Below are 23,278 nucleotides of genomic sequence, written 5' to 3'. Positions count from 1 at the left end.
TCTTTATATGTCAGTCTTTTACAAACACTTCGCAGTAAAACTACTTGGGTGTTGTATGGTTAAGCCTCACGGGCAATTAGTATCAGTTAGCTCAAGACCTCGCAGTCCTTACACACCTGACCTATCAACGTTGTAGTCTCCAACGACCCTTTAGGGAGCTTAAAGCTCCAGTGAGAACTCATCTCAAAGCCTGCTTCCCGCTTAGATGCTTTCAGCGGTTATCAGTTCCGAACGTAGCTACCGGGCAATGCTATTGGCATAACAACCCGAACACCAGCGGTTCGTCCACTCCGGTCCTCTCGTACTAGGAGCAGCCCTCTTCAATTCTCAAACGCCCACGGCAGATAGGGACCGAACTGTCTCACGACGTTCTAAACCCAGCTCGCGTACCACTTTAAATGGCGAACAGCCATACCCTTGGGACCGACTTCAGCCCCAGGATGTGATGAGCCGACATCGAGGTGCCAAACACCGCCGTCGATATGAACTCTTGGGCGGTATCAGCCTGTTATCCCCGGAGTACCTTTTATCCGTTGAGCGATGGCCCTTCCATACAGAACCACCGGATCACTATGACCTACTTTCGTACCTGCTCGACGTGTCTGTCTCGCAGTTAAGCTGGCTTATGCCATTGCACTAACCGTATGATGTCCGACCATACTTAGCCAACCTTCGTGCTCCTCCGTTACTCTTTGGGAGGAGACCGCCCCAGTCAAACTACCCACCAGACAGTGTCCCCAAGCCCGATAAGGGCCCTAGGTTAGAACATCACGCATACAAGGGTGGTATTTCAAGGTAGACTCCACTTCATCTGGCGACAAAGTTTCATAGTCTCCCACCTATCCTACACATGTAGGAGCAATGTTCACTGTCAAGCTATAGTAAAGGTTCACGGGGTCTTTCCGTCTAGCCGCGGGTATACGGCATCTTAACCGCAAATTCAATTTCACTGAGTCTCGGGTGGAGACAGTGTGGCCATGATTACGCCATTCGTGCAGGTCGGAACTTACCCGACAAGGAATTTCGCTACCTTAGGACCGTTATAGTTACGGCCGCCGTTTACCGGGGCTTCGATCATCAGCTTCGCTTGCGCTAACCGAATCAATTAACCTTCCGGCACCGGGCAGGCGTCACACCGTATACGTCATCTTTCGATTTTGCACAGTGCTGTGTTTTTAATAAACAGTTCCAGCCACCTGGTTACTTCGACTACTCTTAGCTTACACCGCAAGGGTTTAACCGAGAGTAGCGTACCTTCTCCCGAAGTTACGGTACTATTTTGCCTAGTTCCTTCACCCGAGTTCTCTCAAGCGCCTTAGTATTCTCTACCTAACCACCTGTGTCGGTTTGGGGTACGGTTCCTATATATCTGAAGCTTAGAAGCTTTTCCTGGAAGCATGGCATCAACAGCTTCAACTCCGTAGAGTCTCGTCTCGTATCTCAGTGTTGAATGAAGACCCGGATTTACCTAAGTCAACCACCTACGTACTTTCACACGGACTACCAACGCCGTGCCTGTTTAGCCTACTCCGTCCCTCCTTCGCAATATATAGAAGTACAGAAATATTAATCTGTTTCCCATCGACTACGCGTTTCCGCCTCGCCTTAGGGGCCGACTTACCCTGCCCTGATTAACATGGGACAGGAAACCTTGGTCTTTCGGCGGGGGAGTTTTTCACTCCCCTTATCGTTACTCATGTCAGCATTCGCACTTCTGATACCTCCAGCAAGCTTTACAACTCACCTTCAACGGCTTACAGAACGCTCCCCTACCACTCATAATAAACTATGAATCCGCAGCTTCGGTGACTAGTTTAGCCCCGTTACATCTTCCGCGCAGACCGACTCGACTAGTGAGCTATTACGCTTTCTTTAAAGGATGGCTGCTTCTAAGCCAACCTCCTAGCTGTCTATGCCTTTCCACATCGTTTCCCACTTAACTAGTACTTTGGGACCTTAGCTGGCGGTCTGGGTTGTTTCCCTCTTCACAACGGACGTTAGCACCCGCAGTGTGTCTCCCGCATATCACTCATTGGTATTCGGAGTTTGCAAAGGGTTGGTAAGTCGGGATGACCCCCTAGCCTTAACAGTGCTCTACCCCCAATGGTGTTCGTGCGAGGCTCTACCTAAATAGATTTCGGGGAGAACCAGCTATCTCCCGGCTTGATTAGCCTTTCACTCCGACCCACAAGTCATCACCGCATTTTTCAACATACGTGTGTTCGGTCCTCCAGTTGATGTTACTCAACCTTCAACCTGCCCATGGGTAGATCGCCGGGTTTCGGGTCTATACCCTGCAACTAAACGCGCAGTTAACACTCGCTTTCGCTACGGCTCCCCTAATCGGTTAACCTTGCTACAGAATATAAGTCGCTGACCCATTATACAAAAGGTACGCAGTCACCGGACTAAATCCGGCTTCCACTGCTTGTACGTATGCGGTTTCAGGTTCTATTTCACTCCCCTCACAGGGGTTCTTTTCGCCTTTCCCTCACGGTACTGGTTCACTATCGGTCAGTTAGTAGTATTTAGCCTTGGAGGATGGTCCCCCCATATTCAGACAAAGTTTCACGTGCTCCGTCCTACTCGATTTCACTCAAAGGTTGCTTTTGTGTACGGGACTATCACCCTGTATCGTTGTACTTTCCAGTACATTCCACTAGCGCCCAATAAGCTTAAGGGCTGATTCGCGTTCGCTCGCCGCTACTAACGAAATCTCGGTTGATTTCTTTTCCTCAGGGTACTTAGATGTTTCAGTTCTCCTGGTTCGCTTCATTAAGCTATGTATTCACTTAATGATACTGACTTATGTCAGTGGGTTTCCCCATTCGGAAATCATTGGCTATAACGGTTTTTATCACCTCACCAATGCTTATCGCAGATTAACACGTCCTTCATCGCCTCTAACTGCCAAGGCATCCACCACATACGCTTAGTCACTTAACCATACAACCCTAAGTAGTCTTTCGACACGAAGTACACCTGGAGACTAATCCAAGCAATTGTAAAGTCTGACATTTTCACGCACAAATAAATGTGTCTTGAATAAGATGTTTACTCTGAGTAAGAGCAAACAAATGTTGATTAATAGCTTTCACTATTAATCGCTTTTGTAGATATTTATAAAATATGCAAACTATTTAGAAGTAATGAGCGCGACACCCCTTACTAATGTTAGTTGCTTTATAAATATCTTATTTATATCAGCTTTCCAGATTGTTAAAGAACTCATTCTTAACGCGCATTCGGTTAAAAACGTGGTTTAAAAAACCAAATTAATATTCACTCACCAGATACTGAAAAACATTCAGTATGACGAAAGTAAACCTTAATTTGGTCTTTTCTTTAATGAAGAAGATTAATCAATTCAGCGTATGAATTGGTAGGTCTGGGCAGACTTGAACTGCCGACCTCACCCTTATCAGGGGTGCGCTCTAACCAGCTGAGCTACAGACCTATCTTATTAGCAAGCCCAAGGGCTTTCTTCTTCTAATTTGTTATCATGTAATTTGTGTAGACACTCTTGTATAAGATATACCTGTGTCGAATTACCACGGATGGTATAAATTCGACCTAGAAACATCAATGTACCATTAAACTGTTTTTACTTCAAGATAAGGAGGTGATCCAACCCCAGGTTCCCCTAGGGTTACCTTGTTACGACTTCACCCCAGTCATGAAACACAAAGTGGTGACCGTCCTCCCGAAGGTTAAACTAGCCACTTCTTTTGCATCCCACTCCCATGGTGTGACGGGCGGTGTGTACAAGGCCCGGGAACGTATTCACCGTAGCATTCTGATCTACGATTACTAGCGATTCCGACTTCATGGAGTCGAGTTGCAGACTCCAATCCGGACTACGACAAGCTTTGTGGGATTCGCTCCACCTCGCGGTATTGCTGCCCTCTGTACTTGCCATTGTAGCACGTGTGTAGCCCATCCCGTAAGGGCCATGATGACTTGACGTCGTCCCCACCTTCCTCCGGTTTATCACCGGCAGTCTCCTTAGAGTTCCCGCCATAACGCGCTGGCAAATAAGGATAGGGGTTGCGCTCGTTGCGGGACTTAACCCAACATTTCACAACACGAGCTGACGACAGCCATGCAGCACCTGTCTCACAGTTCCCGAAGGCACAAGTCTATCTCTAGTCTCTTCTGTGGATGTCAAGGGATGGTAAGGTTCTTCGCGTTGCATCGAATTAAACCACATGCTCCACCGCTTGTGCGGGCCCCCGTCAATTCATTTGAGTTTTAACCTTGCGGCCGTACTCCCCAGGCGGTCAACTTAATGCGTTAGCTCCGCTACCCACGGATCAAGTCCACAGACAGCTAGTTGACATCGTTTACGGCGTGGACTACCAGGGTATCTAATCCTGTTTGCTCCCCACGCTTTCGTGCCTCAGCGTCAGTATCTGTCCAGGTGGCCGCCTTCGCCACTGATGTTCCTTCCAATCTCTACGCATTTCACCGCTACACTGGAAATTCCACCACCCTCTACAGTACTCTAGTTTGCCAGTTCAAAATGCAGTTCCAAGGTTGAGCCCTGGGCTTTCACATCTTGCTTAACAAACCGCCTACGCACGCTTTACGCCCAGTAATTCCGATTAACGCTCGCACCCTCCGTATTACCGCGGCTGCTGGCACGGAGTTAGCCGGTGCTTCTTCTGTTGCTAACGTCACAGCGAGCAGCTATTAACTACCCACCTTTCCTCACAACTGAAAGTGCTTTACAACCCGAAGGCCTTCTTCACACACGCGGCATGGCTGCATCAGGCTTTCGCCCATTGTGCAATATTCCCCACTGCTGCCTCCCGTAGGAGTCTGGGCCGTGTCTCAGTCCCAGTGTGGCTGATCATCCTCTCAAACCAGCTAGAGATCGTCGCCTTGGTGAGCCATTACCTCACCAACTAGCTAATCTCACTTGGGCTAATCAAATGGCAAGAGGTTCCGAAGAATCCCCCTCTTTGGTCCGTAGACGTTATGCGGTATTAGCAGTCGTTTCCAACTGTTGTCCCCCACCATATGGCATATTCCCAAGCATTACTCACCCGTCCGCCGCTCGTCAGCAAAGTAGCAAGCTACTCTCTGTTACCGCTCGACTTGCATGTGTTAAGCCTGCCGCCAGCGTTCAATCTGAGCCATGATCAAACTCTTCAATTAAAAAATCGTTTGTGATGCTTAACCTAAGCTAAGACATCTGCTCAATGAATTCTGTCGTGTTACCAACAACTCTTAAAAGAGAAGTAGTAACTACATAAAACGTACTAATTAAATTAATAATTAATACTTAATCTGTGTGACATCATTATTAAACTGTTTTACGTCTTTCCTTGCCTCTCGTTAGAGAATTAAGAACCGACTATGTAAAATCAATGTAATGTGAGTGTCCACACAAATTGCATGATAACTAATTGTTAAAGAACGTTAACTCTAAGAGTTAACCGAAACAAAATCTCATTCGCTTTGCTTCGTTGCTGCAGGCCTTACCTGAAGCGAGATGCGTATTCTACGCACTCTAGTTTCGATGTCAACGTTTTATTTAATTTAATTTGAAGTTCTTTTCGAAGATTCAAACCTTATCGATAAACGTTAAGTTAACTACTTTACTCTAAAGTGATGTAGATAACTTATCAAAACAGCTCTTTCGTGGTTCGTTTTGACTGAACCCCTTGGAACTGGAGCGCATTCTAGACATTTCTCGCTGGGCGTCAACCCTTTTTTGTAATAACTTTGAAATAAACGTTTGTTCGCTTATTTATCGAACAATTTAGCTAATATACGCGCTAGCTTCGCTAATTTTATGGATACGGTCTGCTTTAATCACCTCATTATCGCTATATTGATCAACAAGCAATATCCTACTCTTTATACCAGCACGCTCAGCAGCCTGCATATCTGATACTTTATCACCAATAAAAATACTCTTTGCCAAATCAATGTCATGCTTTTTAGCAGCTGATAAAATCATACCAGGTTCTGGTTTTCTACAATCACAGGCCACCTTGTATTCACCAACGCCTTTATCTGGATGATGAGGGCAATGATAGACATCTGCAATTACGATCCCTTTCGATTTAAATTGCTTTACCATCCACAGAGTCAGTTGATTAAATTGCTCAACAGTATATTTGCCTCTAGCAATACCCGATTGGTTAGTAATGACAAATATTTCATAACCTTTATGGTGCGCATCCAAACAAACAGTAAAGATATCTTCGACAAATTCAAATGCTTCTTTTTTATAAACGTAACCATGGTCAACATTGATAATGCCGTCCCTGTCTAAAAACAGTGCTTTTTTCATAGTTAATTTCTTTTGACTCAGCGGCTAATGATAGGTTTTTTGATAGATTAATTAATTAAGCCATCGTTCTTAAATATTTTGCTGCACGAATTAACAAATGCTTTGCAGCATAGATATCTAAGAACGACATTTTGCTCAATATCTGCTCTTAATAAACAGAAGACATTTGTTACATGCAAAGACCGCCATCAATTTCTACGACACGGCCGGTAAAAAACTCATTTTCAAAAATATACTTTACGGTGTGAGCAATTTCATCTGCTTCACCTAAGCGGCCAACGGGTTTCATTTTTTCTAAACGGTCACGCATTTCTGGTTTCATCGCATCAGTCATTGCTGTGCGAATAACACCTGGGGCAATAGCGCCAACGCGAATACCATGACGTCCTAACTCGCGCGCCCAAGTTACGGTCATAGCGACAACACCCGCTTTAGATGCAGCATAATTGGTTTGTCCCATATTACCCGCTCTTGCGATAGACGACATATTAATAATGACACCTTTACGTTTACCTTCAATCATGTGAACAGCAGCTTCGCGACCACATAGGAAAACACCCGTTAAATTAACATCGATGACGGATTGAAACTGATCCAATGACATTTTCTTAGCAACGACTCCATCTTTAGCTTTAACAAACATACCGTCACGTAAAATTCCGGCATTGTTAATTAAGCCGTCGATCCCCGAAAAGTCATTATTGATCTGGCTAAAAATCGCTTCTACTTCACTTTCATTGGTCACGTTGGCTAAATAATACTTTGCCGAAGAACCTGCTGCTTCAATAAGTTTTACAGTTTCTTGTAATAACGATTCATTTAAATCGATTAACGCTAATTTGGCACCATTCGTTGCTAAGCTAATTGCCATAGAACGTCCTAGGCCTTGTCCACCACCGGTGATGACGATAACTTTATCATTCAAATCCATTGTTTTTCCTTTATCTCTGTTATATTTTTTTGTTGATAGGGCTAAAAAACCAATCAACTAATTTATGGTCAACATCATTAATATTTGAAAAAGCCCAATTGGGATTTTTGTCTTTATCGACTAATAATGCCCTAATACCTTCGCAAGCTTCAGCATACTGACAAAAACGAAGGATTAAATTTAACTCTGAAGTAAAACATTCACTCAAACTTAGCGTTTTAGTCGTTTGTAGCTGCCTATATATAATACAAGCACTCAATGGGCTACCTGCCAGTAATTTGTTTTTTGCTTTATTTAGCCATTTATTGTCTGTTTGTACATTTAAAATCGCTGTGTGTATATCAGCAATATTATCGAAAGCTAATAATTTTGCTATAGTCGCTTCATTGTTTTTTACCTCATTGGGTAAATGGTGTTCAAAGCGGTTCGAAAAATCGGTCAATGCTTGCTTTAGCAGTGAGTGATTTCGATTATTGTCTTGCCAGTCGACTGTTAGTAAGTGATCAAAAACACCATTTTTAGATGAACTATCAATAATATAATCTGACAAGCCAAGATAGTTAGCATCTACGGCATTAAACACAGCACCGGTGATCCCTAAGAACAAACCGAGGTCTTGAGGTGTTTTATTAAAAAACCAACTTGACCCTACATCAGGAAATAGCCCTATTGATACTTCTGGCATTGCCATCAAAGTCCGCTCTGTGGTTACACGATGACTGGCACCAGCAAATAAACCTATGCCGCCGCCCATGATATAACCATCTCCCCAGATCATAATGGGTTTACTAAAATTATGAATTAATTGGTCAAGTACATATTCTTCACTAAAAAATTCATTAGCGAAGCCTGATGTAATGACGTTATCATCTATTGGTGTCTCTAGTGCGTGTAAATATTTATACAGGCTAACAACATCTCCACCAGCACAAAACGCTTTTTCACCGGCGCCTTGTAAAATAACCATCGCTATATTGTCATCTTGCTGCCAAGACAGCAGTTTTTTGGTTAACAGCTTAATCATCGAAAGATTTAATGCATTAAGCGATTTAGGCGCATTAAGTTCTGCTATAGCTATTAGTTTATTATTATTGCTGCTTAACTCTTTAAATATCACATCTGTCATTTAATTTAGCTCCGATTCTTTACGGTTTAATGTTCTCTTTGATAGCTATTTAAAGACTGGTATCAATCGCTACGACAGTTCGTCCGGTAACCGTGCCATCGACATAAGCGTCAAATGCATTCCCTAAGTCTCGAAATTCAATGGTCGTAGGAGAAATCAGCTCAAGTTTTGTTGGTTTTAAATCTGTTGCTAATCGCTTCCAGGCTTGTGTGCGCACTGAAAGTGGCATTTCGACTGAGTTAATACCAAGTAGGCTCACGCCTCTTAATATAAAGGGCATAACAGTGGTTTCTAATTTGAAGCCACCAGCTAAACCAATTGAAGCAATATTTCCCCAAACATGGGTGGTGCGTGTTAGCCAAGCTAACGTTTCACCGCCAACACTATCGACCGCCCCACCCCACTGTGCATTTTCTAGTGGTTTGCTACCCATTTCAATATCATGACGACTAATAAGCTTAGTCGCACCGAGCGTTTTTAAATAATCTTCTTGTTCTGTTTTACCCGTAAAAGCGATCACTTCATAACCAATATTTGACAGCATGTTAATAGCAAAACTACCAACACCACCGGTAGCGCCGGTGACAACAATCGGACCTCGCTCTGGAATTTGACCATTATCTTCCATACGCTGAATAGCAAGAGCGGCAGTATATCCTGCGGTACCGAGTGCCATCGCATCACGTAAACTCACGCCTGTTGGCAATGCCACGACTGAATCTGCTTTTACCCGCGCATACTCACTGTAACCACCATCATAGAGTTCAGATAATTGCGCGCCGCAAACCAGCACTTTATCACCAGCTTCAAACCTATCATCAACAGAGCTAACCACAACACCCGATAAATCAATACCGCCTACTAAGGGATAAGTACGTAAGATTCTTCCTTTTCCTGTGGCAGCTAGAGCATCTTTATAATTAATGTCTGAATAGGCGACTTTAATAACCACTTCACCTGCGGTTAGATCATCAATACCAACTTGCTCAAACCCACTGGTGATTTTTTTCTTATCACCCTCTTGTATTTGATGAATACGAAAAGCCGTAAATTTATCTGGTACTTGCCTTAACTCCGTGATCAACGTTGACATAATTATTCCTATTCAATTATCTAAATAAAGGTGTATGAAGAATTAACATCAAAGTATAAGTAGTGCACAGACACTACTTTACTCTAATCTAATAAACTGACTATTTACTCGTGTTACATATTGCGACGATATTGACCGCCTGCTTCAAATAACGAACTGACAATTTGCCCTAAAGAACAAACCTTACAAGCATCCATCATTAATTCAAAAATATTTTCATGATTAATGGCGGCTGTTTGTAAACGCTTAAGTAAGACTTCTACTTCTGCTGCATTGGCTTTGTTTAAACTCGCTAACATATCAATTTGATAAGTTTTTTCTTCTTCGGTAGCGCGAATAACTTCTTCAGGCACAATCGTTGGCGAGCCCGTAGAACTAAGGAAAGTATTTACACCTATAATAGGATATTCACCTGAGTGTTTTAAATGCTCGTAATACATACTTTCTTCTTGAATTTTACCACGCTGATACATAGTTTCCATGGCACCAAGTACACCACCACGTTCGTTAATACGATCAAATTCAGTTAATACGGCATCTTCAACTAAATCCGTTAACTCTTCAATAATGAACGCGCCTTGAATAGGATTTTCATTTTTAGAAAGTCCTAATTCACGGTTAATGATTAATTGAATCGCCATCGCACGACGAACACTGTCTTCGGTAGGCGTGGTAATAGCTTCATCATAAGCATTAGTATGCAAAGAGTTACAGTTATCGTTTATCGCATAAAGTGCTTGTAATGTGGTACGAATATCATTGAAATCAATTTCTTGAGCATGCAATGAACGACCCGATGTTTGAATATGATATTTCAACATTTGCGCGCGAGCATTGGCACCATATTTATTCTTCATCGCTTTTGACCAAATACGACGAGCCACTCGGCCAATGACAGCGTATTCTGGGTCGATACCGTTTGAGAAGAAAAACGATAAGTTAGGACCAAATTCATTAATGTCCATACCGCGGCTTAGGTAATATTCAACAAAAGTAAAACCGTTTGCCAACGTTAACGCCAATTGAGTAATCGGGTTCGCGCCAGCTTCTGCTATATGATAGCCAGAAATAGACACTGAATAGAAATTACGCACACCTTTTTCAATAAAGTACTCTTGCACATCCCCCATTAAACGTAGGGCAAATTCAGTGGAGAAAATACAGGTATTTTGCGCTTGATCTTCTTTTAAAATATCGGCTTGTACCGTGCCACGCACTAGCGTTAAGGTTTTAGCTTTTATCGCTTGATATACCGCTGGAGGTAGAACTTGATCGCCAGTAACACCAATTAACATTAAACCTAAACCGTCGTTGCCATCGGGTAATTCACCTTGATAGCTTGGACGTTCACAGCCTTTGTCTTTATAAATTTTAGCTATGGTTGCGGCAACTTCTTTTTCCAAACCATTTTCGGTAATAAAGCGCTCACATTGTTGATCGATAGCTGTATTCAAGAAAAAACCTAACAACATCGGCGCAGGGCCATTAATGGTCATGGAAACTGACGTCATCGCATGAGCTAAGTCAAAACCAGAATAAAGTTTCTTGGCATCATCTAAACAACAAATAGAAACGCCGGCATTACCTATTTTTCCATAAATATCAGGACGAATAGCCGGATCGTTACCGTATAGGGTCACTGAATCAAATGCTGTTGATAAGCGTTTAGCCGGCATGCCTTTTGAAACATAATGAAAACGACGGTTGGTTCTTTCTGGGCCGCCTTCACCCGCGAACATACGTGTTGGGTCTTCACCTTCACGCTTGAAGGGGAATAAACCGGCAGTATATGGAAATTCACCCGGTACATTTTCTTGTAAGTTCCACTTTAAGATATCGCCCCATCCCTGATATTTAGGCATACTAATTTTAGGGATATCGCTACCAGAAAGTGATTTTGAATGAGTGGCTATCGACAGTTCTTTGTCTCGTACTTTAAATTTAAATTCAGGGTCTTTATAACGCTGAACTTTAGTCGCCCATTGCTCGAGTAATAATTTGTTTTTAGGGTCTAAGTCTAATTCGACTTGAGTATAAAGCGCTTCAAGTTGCGTCACTAAATCAGCAGAAACTACAGTTTCACTGTCTTTTGCTGTTTCAATCGCCTGATGAATACCATAAAGCTTTTGTGCAACCGTTGTTTGTTTTTCAACCCAAGCATCATAACCGCGATTACTTTCTGATATTTCAGATAAATAACGAATACGATTACCTGGGATCACGCTACTTTTATTGGCTAATGTGCCTTCAGTAGAGAGAATGTCGCCAACAATTAAGCCCGCTTTCGTGTTTAATGCTGTGATCACCGCATTATATAATTCGGTCATACCACGGTCGTTAAATTGTGAAGCTATCGTGCCGTAAACGGGTACTTCATCATCACCGGCTTCAAACATGCCACGGTTACGTTTATATTGTTTTTTCACGTCACGCAGGGCATCTAAAGCGCCCCGTTTATCAAACTTATTGAGCGCAATAATATCAGCAAAATCGAGCATATCGATTTTTTCTAATTGTGTTGCCGCGCCATACTCTGGCGTCATTACATATAAAGAAACATCTGAATGTTCTTCAATTTCGGTATCTGATTGACCAATACCCGAAGTTTCTAGAATAATTAAGTCGAAATCGGTCGCTTTTAAAATTTCTAAGGTGTCATTAACATAAACAGACAACGCCAAGTTTGACTGACGTGTGGCTAACGAACGCATGTAAACGCGATCATTGTTTACCGCATTCATACGAATTCTGTCACCGAGTAATGCACCACCGGTTTTACGCTTAGACGGGTCAACCGAAACAATGGCAATTTTGCTGTCTGCTGTCGCCATTAAAAAGCGACGGATTAATTCATCAACCAGCGAAGATTTACCCGCACCACCGGTACCAGTAATACCTAATACAGGTGTTTTACTTGCTGAGGCAATTTTACGAATTTTCTCTAAGTCGGCTTTATTTTCTTTTGGCGCATTTTCAGCCGCTGAAATTAAACGCGCAATCGCTTGTTTGTCATTTTTCTTTAAATTAGCAACATCATCTTTTTTAACATTGACGCCAGTTTTAAAATCACAGCGCTCTAACATGTCATCAATCATGCCTAATAAACCCAGTGCACGACCGTCATCAGGAGAATAAATACGGGTAATACCGTAATCTTGTAGCATTTTAATTTCGTCAGGTAAAATAACACCGCCACCGCCACCAACGATACGAATATGTTCACAACCTCGTTCTTTAAGTAGGTCGTACATATATTTAAAATATTCGTTATGTCCGCCTTGATAAGAAGTCATCGCAATAGCATTAGCATCTTCTTGAATCGCGGTATTAACCACTTCCTCAACACTGCGGTCATGGCCCAAATGAATAACTTCAGCACCACTTGATTGTAAAATTCGGCGCATAATATTAATCGCAGCATCGTGCCCATCAAAAAGTGATGCGGCAGTGACAATTCTAATTTTATTCTTGAGTTGGTATCTTTCAGTTGTCATTTTGAATTCTCTTTTATTAACTTACTCACCATTATAGGTGTAATATTTGTAGGTGTAATTTTTGGTGCTGAATTGCTATTTATATTTTTTATTAATAATATTAAATCATAAAGAAAATGGTATTAACATTGATTTTATTGCTAATTTGATGGACTATCTTGTTATAGAATAAAAACGCGTAGCTTATTAATTATGCTTCAACAATCAAAGTCAGCAAAGCCGATAAAAACAGCAACTATCATTGATGATATTCGTTTACTTATTCCCGTTTTTTTATTGAAAAAATTACAAGTTCATCCGCTAACCTCCAGTCTTTATCCGTTATCGCTTGGAAAGCATTCAGATATTGCCTATCAAATAAATAAAAAAAACAGTGACCATCACAGCTTACTTTATTGTCAATCGACTAGTGCAACTCTAGACTATAAAAACAAAGTCAGAGAAGTTAAATCGGGCGATCTTGTTATTATACCAGCCAATGCGAGTTTTAAATTTACCGCCGTTCATAGAGAAAATAACAGTGAAATTAAAAACAAGTCAGGGAAAGTCTATTGGTTAAATTTTAAAGGCGATCTCGCCAGTAATTTTGCCGAACGTTTATTAATGAAAATGGATGATGGCCTAGCACACGTCGGGAATGTAGATGAAGTGATCCGAGATTTTGACAATTTATTAGCGCTAGGTCGCCGCGGCTATACCGCTACTAATGTTATTCACGCGGTTCATATTTTACAGCAAACCTTAAGCTTTTTGGCATTACAGTTGCGTTTAACTGACTTTAATAAAAGTTCTACTTTTGATATTGATGCGGTCGAACGTTTAATGCGCAATAATCTTCATCAAGAGTTGAGTTTGGATACATTAGCGCATTACAGTCAGCTGTCTAAATTTCATTTTTCAAAGAAGTTTAAAGAACTCACTGATACATCACCAATACAGCACTTTATTAATATGAAAATTCAACGCGCCTGCTCTGAGCTTGATAATAGCTCACAGACTATTAAAGATATTAGTGAGGGCTTGGGATATAGCGACCCTTACTATTTTTCTCGCCTATTTAAAAAGTCGCTAGGAATGTCACCAAAGCAATATCGTGACTCTCGTCACAGTGCTTAAAAACATCAATAGAAGTACGAGTGTTAGCAATGTATTTAGCCAATAGCTAACTGTTGACCATATTAGCCAAACGTAATTTATAGTTGACTCATTTTCCTCGTCTTCATTTATAACGACGTTGATGATACCTTTATCATAGGTTTGCTCGTTAAAAGTAAATAATCATTGGCTGCTATACTCAAGGTTACGCGATAACATTAGCGATACTTAACTTTTAACCCGCTATTTAATGCTCACCACTTAACTTAATGTCACTTAATCTATGCTATTTAATTTCACTGACTTGTTTAGCGTTAAAAGGAAATCAATATGGATATCAATACGGCAAAATCAGTTTTACAAAATACCTTTGGTTACGCTGACTTTCGACATCAACAAGCGAAAATAATTAGTGAATTAATCAGTGGCGCAGATGTTTTTACGCTTATGCCAACCGGTGGTGGAAAGTCATTATGCTATCAAATACCGGCGATAGTTCGTGATGGCGTAGGCATAGTGGTGTCGCCTCTAATAGCGTTAATGAAAGATCAAGTTGATGCGCTAAAACTACAAGGCGTAAAAGCAGAGTTTTTAAATTCGTCGCAGGACCATGAAGAACAAAATCGTGTCGAGCAGCTAATAAGATCAGGCAATGTCGACTTATTGTACGTTGCGCCAGAGCGACTATTGAGTGATTATTTTCTAAACCTTATTGATAATATTACCATTGCACTCTTTGCCTTTGATGAAGCACATTGTGTTTCACAATGGGGTCACGATTTCAGACCTGAATACCAACAACTGTCCATTATCAGCCAGCGATATCCCCACACGCCTAAAATTGCCTTAACAGCGACAGCGGATATGAAAACGCGAGATGAAATTGTTCAAGTATTAAATTTAACGGCCGCTAAAATCTTTGTTCATAGTTTTGACAGACCCAATATTCAGTATCGGATCAGTGAACAAAAAAATAACAAAGAACAGCTCCTTAAATTTATCAATACCGAACATAACAATGATGCCGGTATCGTTTATTGTCTTTCAAGAAAATCTGTTGAGGCCACAGCTCAATGGCTGAGTGAACAAGGAAAAGTTGCTTTGCCTTATCATGCAGGTTTGGCCAATAATATTAAAGATAGCAATCAACAACGTTTTCTCAGAGAAGACGGCATAATAATCGTTGCCACCATTGCCTTTGGTATGGGTATTGATAAGCCCGATGTTAGGTTTGTCGCCCATTTAAATTTGCCTAAAAGTATTGAGGCCTACTACCAAGAAACTGGCCGAGCAGGCCGTGATGGTATGCCCGCCAATACTTGGTTAGCGTATGGCATGCAAGATGTCATTAAGCTAAAACAAATGACAAGTCAAAGTAGTGGAAATGAACAGTTCAAGTTTATAACTCAACGTAAAATTGATGCCCTGCTTGGTTATTGCGAAGTGTGCTCTTGCCGCCGGCAAGTATTACTCAATTATTTTGGTGAAACGTTAGCTGAGCCTTGCGGAAATTGTGATAACTGTTTGAATCCACCCATAACATGGGATGGCACTGCTGCCGCTAGAAAAGCACTTTCAACCGTTTATCGAACGGGCCAAAGATTTGGCGTAGGCCATCAAATTGATGTCTTGCTAGGTAAGCAAACCCCTAAAGTTATCCAGGTCAATCACCAACAACTGTCCACCTATGGTATTGGTAAAGAGCACAAAGCAGAGGAATGGCAAACGGTGTTTAGGCAACTCATTTCAATGGGATATTTAGCCGTAGAAATGGAATATGGCGCTTTAAAACTTACTGAAAAATCTCGACCTTTATTAAAAGGCGAACTGACCATACAACTCAAGGTAAAAGAATACGGTAAGGCAAAGCTTGCGCGAAAATCAAAACAACCTAATGCCAGCAATTTATCAGCACAAGAAGAAACCGTATTTGAAAAGCTGAAGCAACAAAGAGCATTATGGGCAAAAGAGAGAAATGTACCATCATTCGTTATTTTTCATGACGCTACCTTAATGGATATAGCCAGAGCTAATCCCAAAAACTCAGCGCAACTATTAAACGTTAATGGTATAGGTAAAACAAAACTTGAGCTTTATGGTGAAAAAATTATCGCACTACTACACTAGCTAACACGCTTATTGTCGGTTCTCAATAAAGTTGTAAACTAACAAATAAAGATAGAAATAATAATATTAAATAAAGTCCCAGCATTTTTATGTTGGGACTTTTTTAGTTAAAGTATATAAAGCTAAATAATCTCACGCTTGTAAGGGAATATATGAATAACTGTAGAAGTAAGATAAAGATGCAAACCGTTAAATAAAATCGGAAACTGGAATTATTACGTTTAAGCGCCGAAAATGCCTTTCAAAAAATTTAATTAAACGTTGAAATAGCTAACTTCTAAAATATACCTCTAAGGGCAGTAGCCACAAACCTGACCTAATTCACTGGTCAAAACAACCCTGTGTTATGTTCACTTTGATACGAAAGAAGACTTTAGCCTTGGCTTATCTAGCGACATTTGAACCGATGAAAATCAGCCATGCGTTAGATAAGAGAATGGTTCTAAACTCCATCAGGAATCTATAAAGACAAAAATTCTAATTTGATTAGAAAATAGCAAAGCGGACATTAGATTAATATGATTTTAGGTATTAAATTTTTATATCGCCTAATTTTTATTCGCCATCGCATGTAGCAGAATATTTTTCTAATAGCGTATAAATTTCATTTACATCAATCGGTTTACCTAAACAATGATCAAATCCTGCCAGCTTATATTTTTTAACATCGCCTGTCATAACATTAGCGGTTAAAGCAATTATAGGAATATCGGGATTACTTTGTTTAATAATTTCACAAGCCTGAACACCATCCATATTTGGCATCTGAATATCCATAAAAATCAAATCAGGTAATAACTTACCCACCTCATCTATTGCCTCTATACCGTCATTGGTAATACGGATGGTTGCTTTGGTCGGACGAAGCACAGCACTAAAAACTTTCTGATTTATCCTATTGTCTTCCGCTAGAATAATATTTAGTGACTCTGCATGTGGTGCTTGTACTTGCGTCGATTCTAACGTGTCATGACTTTCCAGTTCAGTTTTCTTTAACGGCAATACCACACTAAAAGTAGAGCCTATATTTTCTTCACTGGTTACGGTAATTTCGCCCCCCATTAGGTTTGCCAATTGTTTAGCAATAGGTAAACCTAGGCCTGTGCCACCAAAATTTCTAGTGGTTGTAGCATCAGCTTGTTCAAAGCGATTAAATAACTTATTAATTTGAGCTTCAGAGATACCAATACCTGTGTCTTTTACCTCAAAGACTACTGTTTCATTTTGCTCTCTAAGGGTAATATTTACTTCCCCTTTAGGGGTAAATTTAATTGCATTAGAAATTAAATTTAAAATAATTTGCCTCAACCTTACCGGATCAGCTAACCAATAGGCATGCATCTCTTTTTTCAGATTAAATACTAAGCCAATTTTTTTTTGCTCCCCTAAAAAGGAAAGTTCGGCAATTATAGACTTAAACAGTTCAATTATGTTGGTAGGTAGTGACTCTAAGCTAATGTTATTGGATTCTATTTTAGACAAATCTAAAATATCATTAATAATTGAAAGTAGATTTTTTGAAGAGGTAATACCCATTTCAACCATTTCTTTTGAAGACTCAGACAAGTTATCTCGTTTCAATATTTGCAATGAGCCTAATACACCATTCATTGGCGTACGTATTTCATGACTCATATTGGCTAAAAAGTCACTTTTTGCAATGTTTGCCCCTTCCGCGTCCTCAAGTGCTTTTTCAAGCGCTAAACTTTGTTCTTTTAATTCAGAAATATCAGACAAAGAACCAGCCATGCGTATCGCTCTGCCATCAAGTCCTTTTTGTGCAATGCCTCTTATTCTAAAATATCGATAATTACCATCAGCGACTCGCATCCTAAAATCAAAATCTAAAGGAATATTTTTCTTAAAGTGTTCTTGTAAGGTATGCTTGGCTTTGACTTCGTCGTCAGGATGAATATATTTCATAAATAATTTATCCGCATTCTCTAACTTCTGTTCTGAGGCATCTCCATAGCCCATCATGCTAGATAGTCGAGGTGACAAATACAGATTGTTTTCCTCAATATTCCAGTCCCAAATCCCATCATTACTACCCTGTATCGCGAGTTGATATCTTGCTTCACTTTTTTTTACTTTTATTTCAGAAATTGCCAATTTTTTTAATGGATTAATCAACAATGTACGAATTAAAAAAGCTAAAAGCACAAAAGAACATAGGGTGGTTATTGTTAACGTGGTACCTATTTGCCAAACATACTGATTTTTCTCTTCTTTCAGTTGACTTGTTGAGGTATAAAAATTTAATTCCATTACCGTATTACCGATAGAGAACTTTGATACTAAGGAGTAATCATTTAATGGAGCCGTTTGGAAAACCACCTCGCCTTTATTTACAAAGCTAACCGCATAATGATTATTTTTTGTTAATTGCGTCAAAAGTGTTTCAATTGACTGACTCACTATCTCAAAGCTAATGATGCCTTCGACATAGTTATTATATTTAACCGGCATGATGAGGCTAAAATAATGCTGCTCAGCGTCTTTAAATATCGTTAAAACAAGCGGTGACTCTTGGCCAATTATCTTTTCAATAGCTTTTTCAATTCTCTTTTCCATTTTGTTTTCAAATAACGTAGCAGGTGAAAACTTTGTTGAGTCTTTTGGATAAATTAATTCACCAGTAAAATCGGTGATATAAATATTTTCTTTCGAACCCAAAACCTTTCGGTCATTAAGCAAGTCGGTCAAGTTTTCCGAAGCGAGATCAACACCCATAACACTCGAAGTTACCATGGTCGATTCACCGAGTTCAGCTAGCAGCTTGACTCGGTTTTCAATAAAATTCTCAATATTGTTAAAAGTAGACTGTGCTTGAAGTTTGGTATGACTTTCTTGCAGTTGTGTTAAAGAAGAAACGGCACGATCTGAAACAAAATTAATATTTATTATCAGTGAAAACAAAAATCCCAGTAATAATACTAAATAAGCAAGTCCCGCTTTGCTTTTGAGTTTAGCTACAAAATTCATAATGCTTAATTTACCGTCTCGTTAATTTGCTATTACGTCAATCTGATTAGACTCACCAAAATTCGCCATGCAGAAGTTTTCAAGCCTTAATGCTTCGTGCGCATCTTGTTGATGCTCACTCCAAGTAGAAAACGGCTTGTTATATTCTTTAATAAGTCCTTGAACGGGTTGTTGCAATGACTCCAAGGCTTGTTTGAATAAAGAACGGTCCTGTTTCATATTTCCAGTTAATTCTATTTGTTGTAAAGCCGAAATAGCCAGTCGACCAATATCATAGGCGTGTGTAAAACCAGCTGGCGCTTTAACTGTTTCTGGAGAGCTAAACTCTTCTGGAAATAGCTTTTTTGCCCTTGCCATGACTGAACGTTGAAATGAAGATTGCTTTGACGAAGCAAGAGAATAACAACTCTGAATAAAGTGAAAAGATATGGCTTCTTTAACTTGTTTATTAAATATCATATCGACATCACCTCCCGTGGCTCCCCAGTGACTGATGATAGGAATTCTTTGTTCTTTTTCCATCGCCGCCATCGCATTGACAAATTGATGAGTTTCATTAAAGTTACCCACTAGAAAGACACAGTCATAATCGTCTGAAATTATATTTCTGATCATTATACGCGCTGAATTTTCTTTAATGTTCCAACCGAATAAGCTTACACCAAAAGGTACTTTATCTTTTAAATAAGACGACATAGTGCTTTGATTCGATTTGCCCCAAGGGGTATCTTCTAATAACAAATGAGGATTTTTACAGGTGAGTTTATTAAGTGCAAATTCACTGATGCGAATACCTGCTTTGGTATCATCAACAGATAGGCGAAATACCCAGTTATTCGCGCTTGGATAACGCGTTATCGGCCCTCCTGCCGCCCAAGGGACTAAAAGAGGAATTTGATTTTCATTAATAAAGGTACGATTTTTTATATACGGAGGAGAGTGCAAACCACCAAGAATAAACAATGCTTTTTCATCTTTAAGAAAATCTTTCATGCTTAGCAAACTACGTTTAATATTACCTCGATGATTTTTCTCTTTCAGCTCTAAACTAAAGCCTTGTATTTCGTTGTTAACTTCATCAAATGCGGTAAGCAAGCCCATTTTCATAGCGTTAGCCGATAACTGATTTAATGAATAATCAGCATCATGATAGATAACCAACTTTTTATTTGATTCAGCTAAAGCCGTATATGACGCTAAAAAGAAGTACAATAAAAAAAATCGAGTAGGCATATAAAAGGTTCGTAAGTGGTTCATATCTTGAAACTAAATTTAACCTAATTTTGTCTATTTTGCCAACATCAATAGCCATTATCAATCAGTGTGCCGTTTGTGAGTACCTGAGTGACACTCAATTTTTTATCGCTGGCCTATGTTGATTGATAGTTCACTTTGTAAAGTTAATCGCTTTGAATAATTTTCTATCTCGCAATAGGGACGTTAGCGCCTTAGAATTAACACTCTAATTTTATGTGGGCCTTAGTTGATTCTAATGTCCGCTATTGAGGTTGGGTAGATAATTGTACGCAAATTATTGAATAAGGTTTTAGGTGCAAATTAATAGACATCTTTAAATTATATGTGGCAGTTTTAAGCGCACAAATTTCAAATACAGGTATAAACCTAACTTCCGTTTTTGGCTAGTTGAAGAAGGCTCTAATACAATCTGACTCAATATTAAAAGGATAAGATATAGTTATCCACATATATAAATATGCATTGTTTGACTATAAATATTACCGATTAATCGAATAATCTGACTGGCAAAGAAGACTATTTATTGTGGTGAATTCAAAGCGAAATTAGGACCGTTTTGTGCATTTTGCGACATTTTAGTAATATTATTTAAGTAATTAATTTATACATAGAAAATGCTACACATGCGCTAAAAATAAAACGTTTAACTTGCAGAAGTTCGCTTTAAATTCTAATTTTGATTGGTTAGGTGATTTCCCTGTAAGTCATTATTTGACCTGGTCAACTAAATTCAGACACCTAGTTAAGTTCGTTAAGCTACCTTTTTCAATTCTCTTTCTTTACATTCAAATATATTTGGACTTTGATAACCAAGATATGAGTGCAGCCTTTGGCTGTTGTACCACATCGTGATGTAGTTCAGCACATCTTGTTGAGCGGCATAACGGGTTTGATAGTTACGCCAATGCACACGTTCTTGTTTTAAACTACCAAAGAAGCTCTCTGCTACCGTATTATCCCAGCAGCAACCTTTCTTACTCATACTACCAACAAAGCCATGTAATCTCAGTATTCGTCTATATTGATGACTCGCATATTGAACACCTTGATCTGAATGCACTATTAATCCAGCCTTGGGTTTTCGTTGCCACATTGCCATTGTCAGAGCATCACAAACAAGTTGAGCTTTCATTCTTGAACCCATGCTCCAACCAACAACTTTACGAGAGTATAGGTCGATTACTATCGCTAAGTATAGCCAGCCTTCTGAAGTCCATATGTAAGTAATATCTTGCACCCACGCTTGGTTAGGTTGTTGCATACCAAAGTCTTGCTCAAGTTCGTTCACGTAAACGGGCTTGTTGTGTTCGCTGTTTGTCGTTGCTTTATATTTTTTTTTGTAACGTACCCAAACGTTTGCTTCTTTCATTAATCGCGCTGTTTTTCTGCGGCTAACAGGAAAACTGAGCGCATTTAACGCTTTTTGAATACGTCTTTCGCCATAAGTATTATCGCTAAACTTTGCAATATCTTTCACCCATTCCAGCATCTCTTGATGGGTTGTATCAATAGGCCTTTGAGCCTTTCTTTTTTGAAAACTGTAATAGTTGTTACTTTTTACACCCAATACGCGACACATCAGTATCACGGGCCAGATCTTCTTATGTTGGGCAATGAACGAGTATTTTACTTCGTTTCTTTGGCAAAGAAGACCGTCGCTTTTTTTAATATCTCACGCTCCATTTCTAGGCGCTTTACTTGGGCTTTAAGTTTACGGATTTCATCTTGCTCTGGCGTTAGCTTTCCGTTTCCTCTAAAAGCATGACCATCATCGTTTTCAGCTTCTTTGATCCATCGACCAAGCACTTGAGCACTGACATCTAAATTTCTAGCGGCTTCTGCTACAGCGTAGTTTTGATCTCTAACGAGAGCAATTGCATCTAGTTTGAATTCTTTTGAATAAGTTTTACGGTTTTTCATTTGTATCTCCAGTTAAGTCTATTATGTCTTAACTGAGGTAGTCGTATCAATTAGACCATGTCAATTAGGCCTTATAAGCCTATGGAAAATTGGTCACATATGGATATTCAGGAAGAATATAATATAGTAATTAAGCTAGAATTCAGCTAAATCTCATTTCCTTTATGGCTATAGTTATATAGATTTGCTTAGGTGTTGGTTTAGCTTTTTATGTAACCTTATGTGCGGACAGAGGGGGAAAGGTAAATTTGCATTGGTTAAACGGGCTTAATAAGTCGCTCAAGAGTGAAAATTTGCAGTTGGCTGTTTTCGCTCCGTTCAACATTTTACCCAACTACAAATTTCTCCTTAGCGGGGCGTTGGTACAATAATTAGAGATCAAACATGAAAAAGATACTTGATGAATATAAAGAGTTTGCGCTTAAAGGCAATGTAATGGATATGGCGATTGGTATCGTTATTGGCGGTGCATTTGCTACGATTGCTTCTAGCTTAGTTGCTAATATTATTGCACCAATTATAGGTTTGCTATCAAGTGGTGTGGATACTGTTGACTTGTTTCTCGTTTTAAAAGAAGGGGCAGTTGGAACGCCATATTTGAGCCTAGACCAAGCCAACAAAGATGGCGCTGTAACCCTTAGCTATGGTCTTTTTATTAACAGTGTTTTTAGCTTTCTTATTGTCTCCTGGATTACATTTATATTGATAAAAGCAATTAATAGAATCAATAGAAAAGAAGAAAGAGATATATTCAACAAAACCAAGGATTGCCCAATGTGCTTTTCAGAAATTCATAAAAAAGCGATGATATGTCCTAATTGCACATCGAAAATCGAGACAATTACCTAACAAGGCGGAGCGCTTCGCGTTTGCAGTTTACGACGTTGGTATGACTTAGCTAGCAGTAAAAAAGGTTAGGGAATAGAAAGCACAAAGCGCTAATATA

The 23,278-nt window shown here is 39.8% G+C and carries 11 protein-coding genes, 1 tRNA gene and 2 rRNA genes; 3 read left to right on the top strand and 11 right to left on the bottom strand.

Features of this window, described 5'->3' with window-relative positions:
- Window positions 1-55 precede the first annotated feature (55 nt).
- From A3Q34_RS16665 to A3Q34_RS16630, 8 genes are all read right to left on the bottom strand, one after another.
- A 23S ribosomal RNA gene (locus A3Q34_RS16665) occupies window positions 56-2,946 on the bottom strand.
- A gap of 434 nt (window positions 2,947-3,380) precedes the next feature.
- A tRNA-Ile gene (locus A3Q34_RS16660) sits at window positions 3,381-3,457 on the bottom strand.
- A gap of 158 nt (window positions 3,458-3,615) precedes the next feature.
- Window positions 3,616-5,160, bottom strand: a 16S ribosomal RNA gene (locus tag A3Q34_RS16655).
- The 16S and 23S rRNA genes sit together here with 1 tRNA gene alongside, the layout of an rRNA operon.
- A gap of 607 nt (window positions 5,161-5,767) precedes the next feature.
- Entirely contained in the window at window positions 5,768-6,304 is a 537-nt protein-coding gene (gene gmhB, locus A3Q34_RS16650; protein ID WP_070376368.1) for a D-glycero-beta-D-manno-heptose 1,7-bisphosphate 7-phosphatase, read from the bottom strand.
- Between the two features lie 169 nt (window positions 6,305-6,473).
- A complete protein-coding gene (locus A3Q34_RS16645; protein WP_070376367.1) occupies window positions 6,474-7,235 on the bottom strand; it encodes an SDR family oxidoreductase in 762 nt (253 codons plus the stop codon).
- Between the two features lie 19 nt (window positions 7,236-7,254).
- Window positions 7,255-8,361: an enoyl-CoA hydratase/isomerase family protein gene (locus A3Q34_RS16640; RefSeq protein ID WP_070376366.1), complete on the bottom strand. Its 1,107-nt coding sequence runs from the start codon at window positions 8,359-8,361 to the stop codon at window positions 7,255-7,257.
- A gap of 49 nt (window positions 8,362-8,410) precedes the next feature.
- Window positions 8,411-9,454: an oxidoreductase gene (locus A3Q34_RS16635; RefSeq protein WP_070376365.1), complete on the bottom strand. Its 1,044-nt coding sequence runs from the start codon at window positions 9,452-9,454 to the stop codon at window positions 8,411-8,413.
- A gap of 113 nt (window positions 9,455-9,567) precedes the next feature.
- Window positions 9,568-12,948: a methylmalonyl-CoA mutase family protein gene (locus tag A3Q34_RS16630; protein ID WP_070376364.1), complete on the bottom strand. Its 3,381-nt coding sequence runs from the start codon at window positions 12,946-12,948 to the stop codon at window positions 9,568-9,570.
- Between the two features lie 192 nt (window positions 12,949-13,140).
- Here A3Q34_RS16630 and A3Q34_RS16625 point away from each other — a divergent pair, with 192 nt between their 5' ends.
- Both A3Q34_RS16625 and recQ read left to right on the top strand, forming a co-directional pair.
- On the top strand, window positions 13,141-14,064 hold the full coding sequence (locus A3Q34_RS16625; protein ID WP_070376363.1) for a helix-turn-helix domain-containing protein: 924 nt from the start codon (window positions 13,141-13,143) through the stop codon (window positions 14,062-14,064).
- 309 nt (window positions 14,065-14,373) lie between these two features.
- Complete coding sequence (gene recQ, locus A3Q34_RS16620) at window positions 14,374-16,170, top strand: DNA helicase RecQ (RefSeq protein WP_070376362.1); 1,797 nt, start codon at window positions 14,374-14,376, stop codon at window positions 16,168-16,170.
- A gap of 555 nt (window positions 16,171-16,725) precedes the next feature.
- On the opposite strand, the gene A3Q34_RS16615 is transcribed toward recQ, so the two are convergent.
- From A3Q34_RS16615 to A3Q34_RS16605, 3 genes are all read right to left on the bottom strand, one after another.
- Window positions 16,726-19,155, bottom strand: coding sequence for an ATP-binding protein (locus A3Q34_RS16615; RefSeq protein WP_070376361.1), 2,430 nt, complete (start codon window positions 19,153-19,155; stop codon window positions 16,726-16,728).
- A gap of 21 nt (window positions 19,156-19,176) precedes the next feature.
- Window positions 19,177-20,388: an ABC transporter substrate-binding protein gene (locus A3Q34_RS16610; protein ID WP_070377226.1), complete on the bottom strand. Its 1,212-nt coding sequence runs from the start codon at window positions 20,386-20,388 to the stop codon at window positions 19,177-19,179.
- A gap of 775 nt (window positions 20,389-21,163) precedes the next feature.
- Window positions 21,164-22,332, bottom strand: a protein-coding gene (locus A3Q34_RS16605; RefSeq protein ID WP_157471018.1) for an IS3 family transposase whose coding sequence is annotated in 2 segments (ribosomal slippage) — window positions 21,164-22,083 and window positions 22,083-22,332 — 1,170 coding nt in all. Because the reading frame shifts where the segments join, the coding sequence is not laid out codon by codon here.
- Window positions 22,333-22,716: 384 nt separating this feature from the next.
- On the opposite strand from A3Q34_RS16605, the gene mscL reads away from it, so the two are divergent.
- A complete protein-coding gene (gene mscL / locus A3Q34_RS16595) occupies window positions 22,717-23,181 on the top strand; it encodes a large conductance mechanosensitive channel protein MscL (protein WP_070374361.1) in 465 nt (154 codons plus the stop codon).
- Window positions 23,182-23,278: the final 97 nt, after the last annotated feature.

The sequence above is a fragment of the Colwellia sp. PAMC 20917 genome (assembly GCF_001767295.1).
Lineage (GTDB): Bacteria > Pseudomonadota > Gammaproteobacteria > Enterobacterales > Alteromonadaceae > Colwellia_A.
This window is presented reverse-complemented; position numbering and strand designations above follow the sequence as displayed.

What these genes read in the sequence shown, in the direction of transcription:
- gmhB (WP_070376368.1), bottom strand. Translation starts at nt 6,304, where the DNA reads ATGAAAAAAGCACTGTTTTTAGACAGGGACGGCATTATCAATGTTGAC.
- A3Q34_RS16645 (WP_070376367.1), bottom strand. Translation starts at nt 7,235, where the DNA reads ATGGATTTGAATGATAAAGTTATCGTCATCACCGGTGGTGGACAAGGC.
- A3Q34_RS16640 (WP_070376366.1), bottom strand. Translation starts at nt 8,361, where the DNA reads ATGACAGATGTGATATTTAAAGAGTTAAGCAGCAATAATAATAAACTA.
- A3Q34_RS16635 (WP_070376365.1), bottom strand. Translation starts at nt 9,454, where the DNA reads ATGTCAACGTTGATCACGGAGTTAAGGCAAGTACCAGATAAATTTACG.
- A3Q34_RS16630 (WP_070376364.1), bottom strand. Translation starts at nt 12,948, where the DNA reads ATGACAACTGAAAGATACCAACTCAAGAATAAAATTAGAATTGTCACT.
- A3Q34_RS16625 (WP_070376363.1), top strand. Translation starts at nt 13,141, where the DNA reads ATGCTTCAACAATCAAAGTCAGCAAAGCCGATAAAAACAGCAACTATC.
- recQ (WP_070376362.1), top strand. Translation starts at nt 14,374, where the DNA reads ATGGATATCAATACGGCAAAATCAGTTTTACAAAATACCTTTGGTTAC.
- A3Q34_RS16615 (WP_070376361.1), bottom strand. Translation starts at nt 19,155, where the DNA reads ATGAATTTTGTAGCTAAACTCAAAAGCAAAGCGGGACTTGCTTATTTA.
- A3Q34_RS16610 (WP_070377226.1), bottom strand. Translation starts at nt 20,388, where the DNA reads ATGCCTACTCGATTTTTTTTATTGTACTTCTTTTTAGCGTCATATACG.
- mscL (WP_070374361.1), top strand. Translation starts at nt 22,717, where the DNA reads ATGAAAAAGATACTTGATGAATATAAAGAGTTTGCGCTTAAAGGCAAT.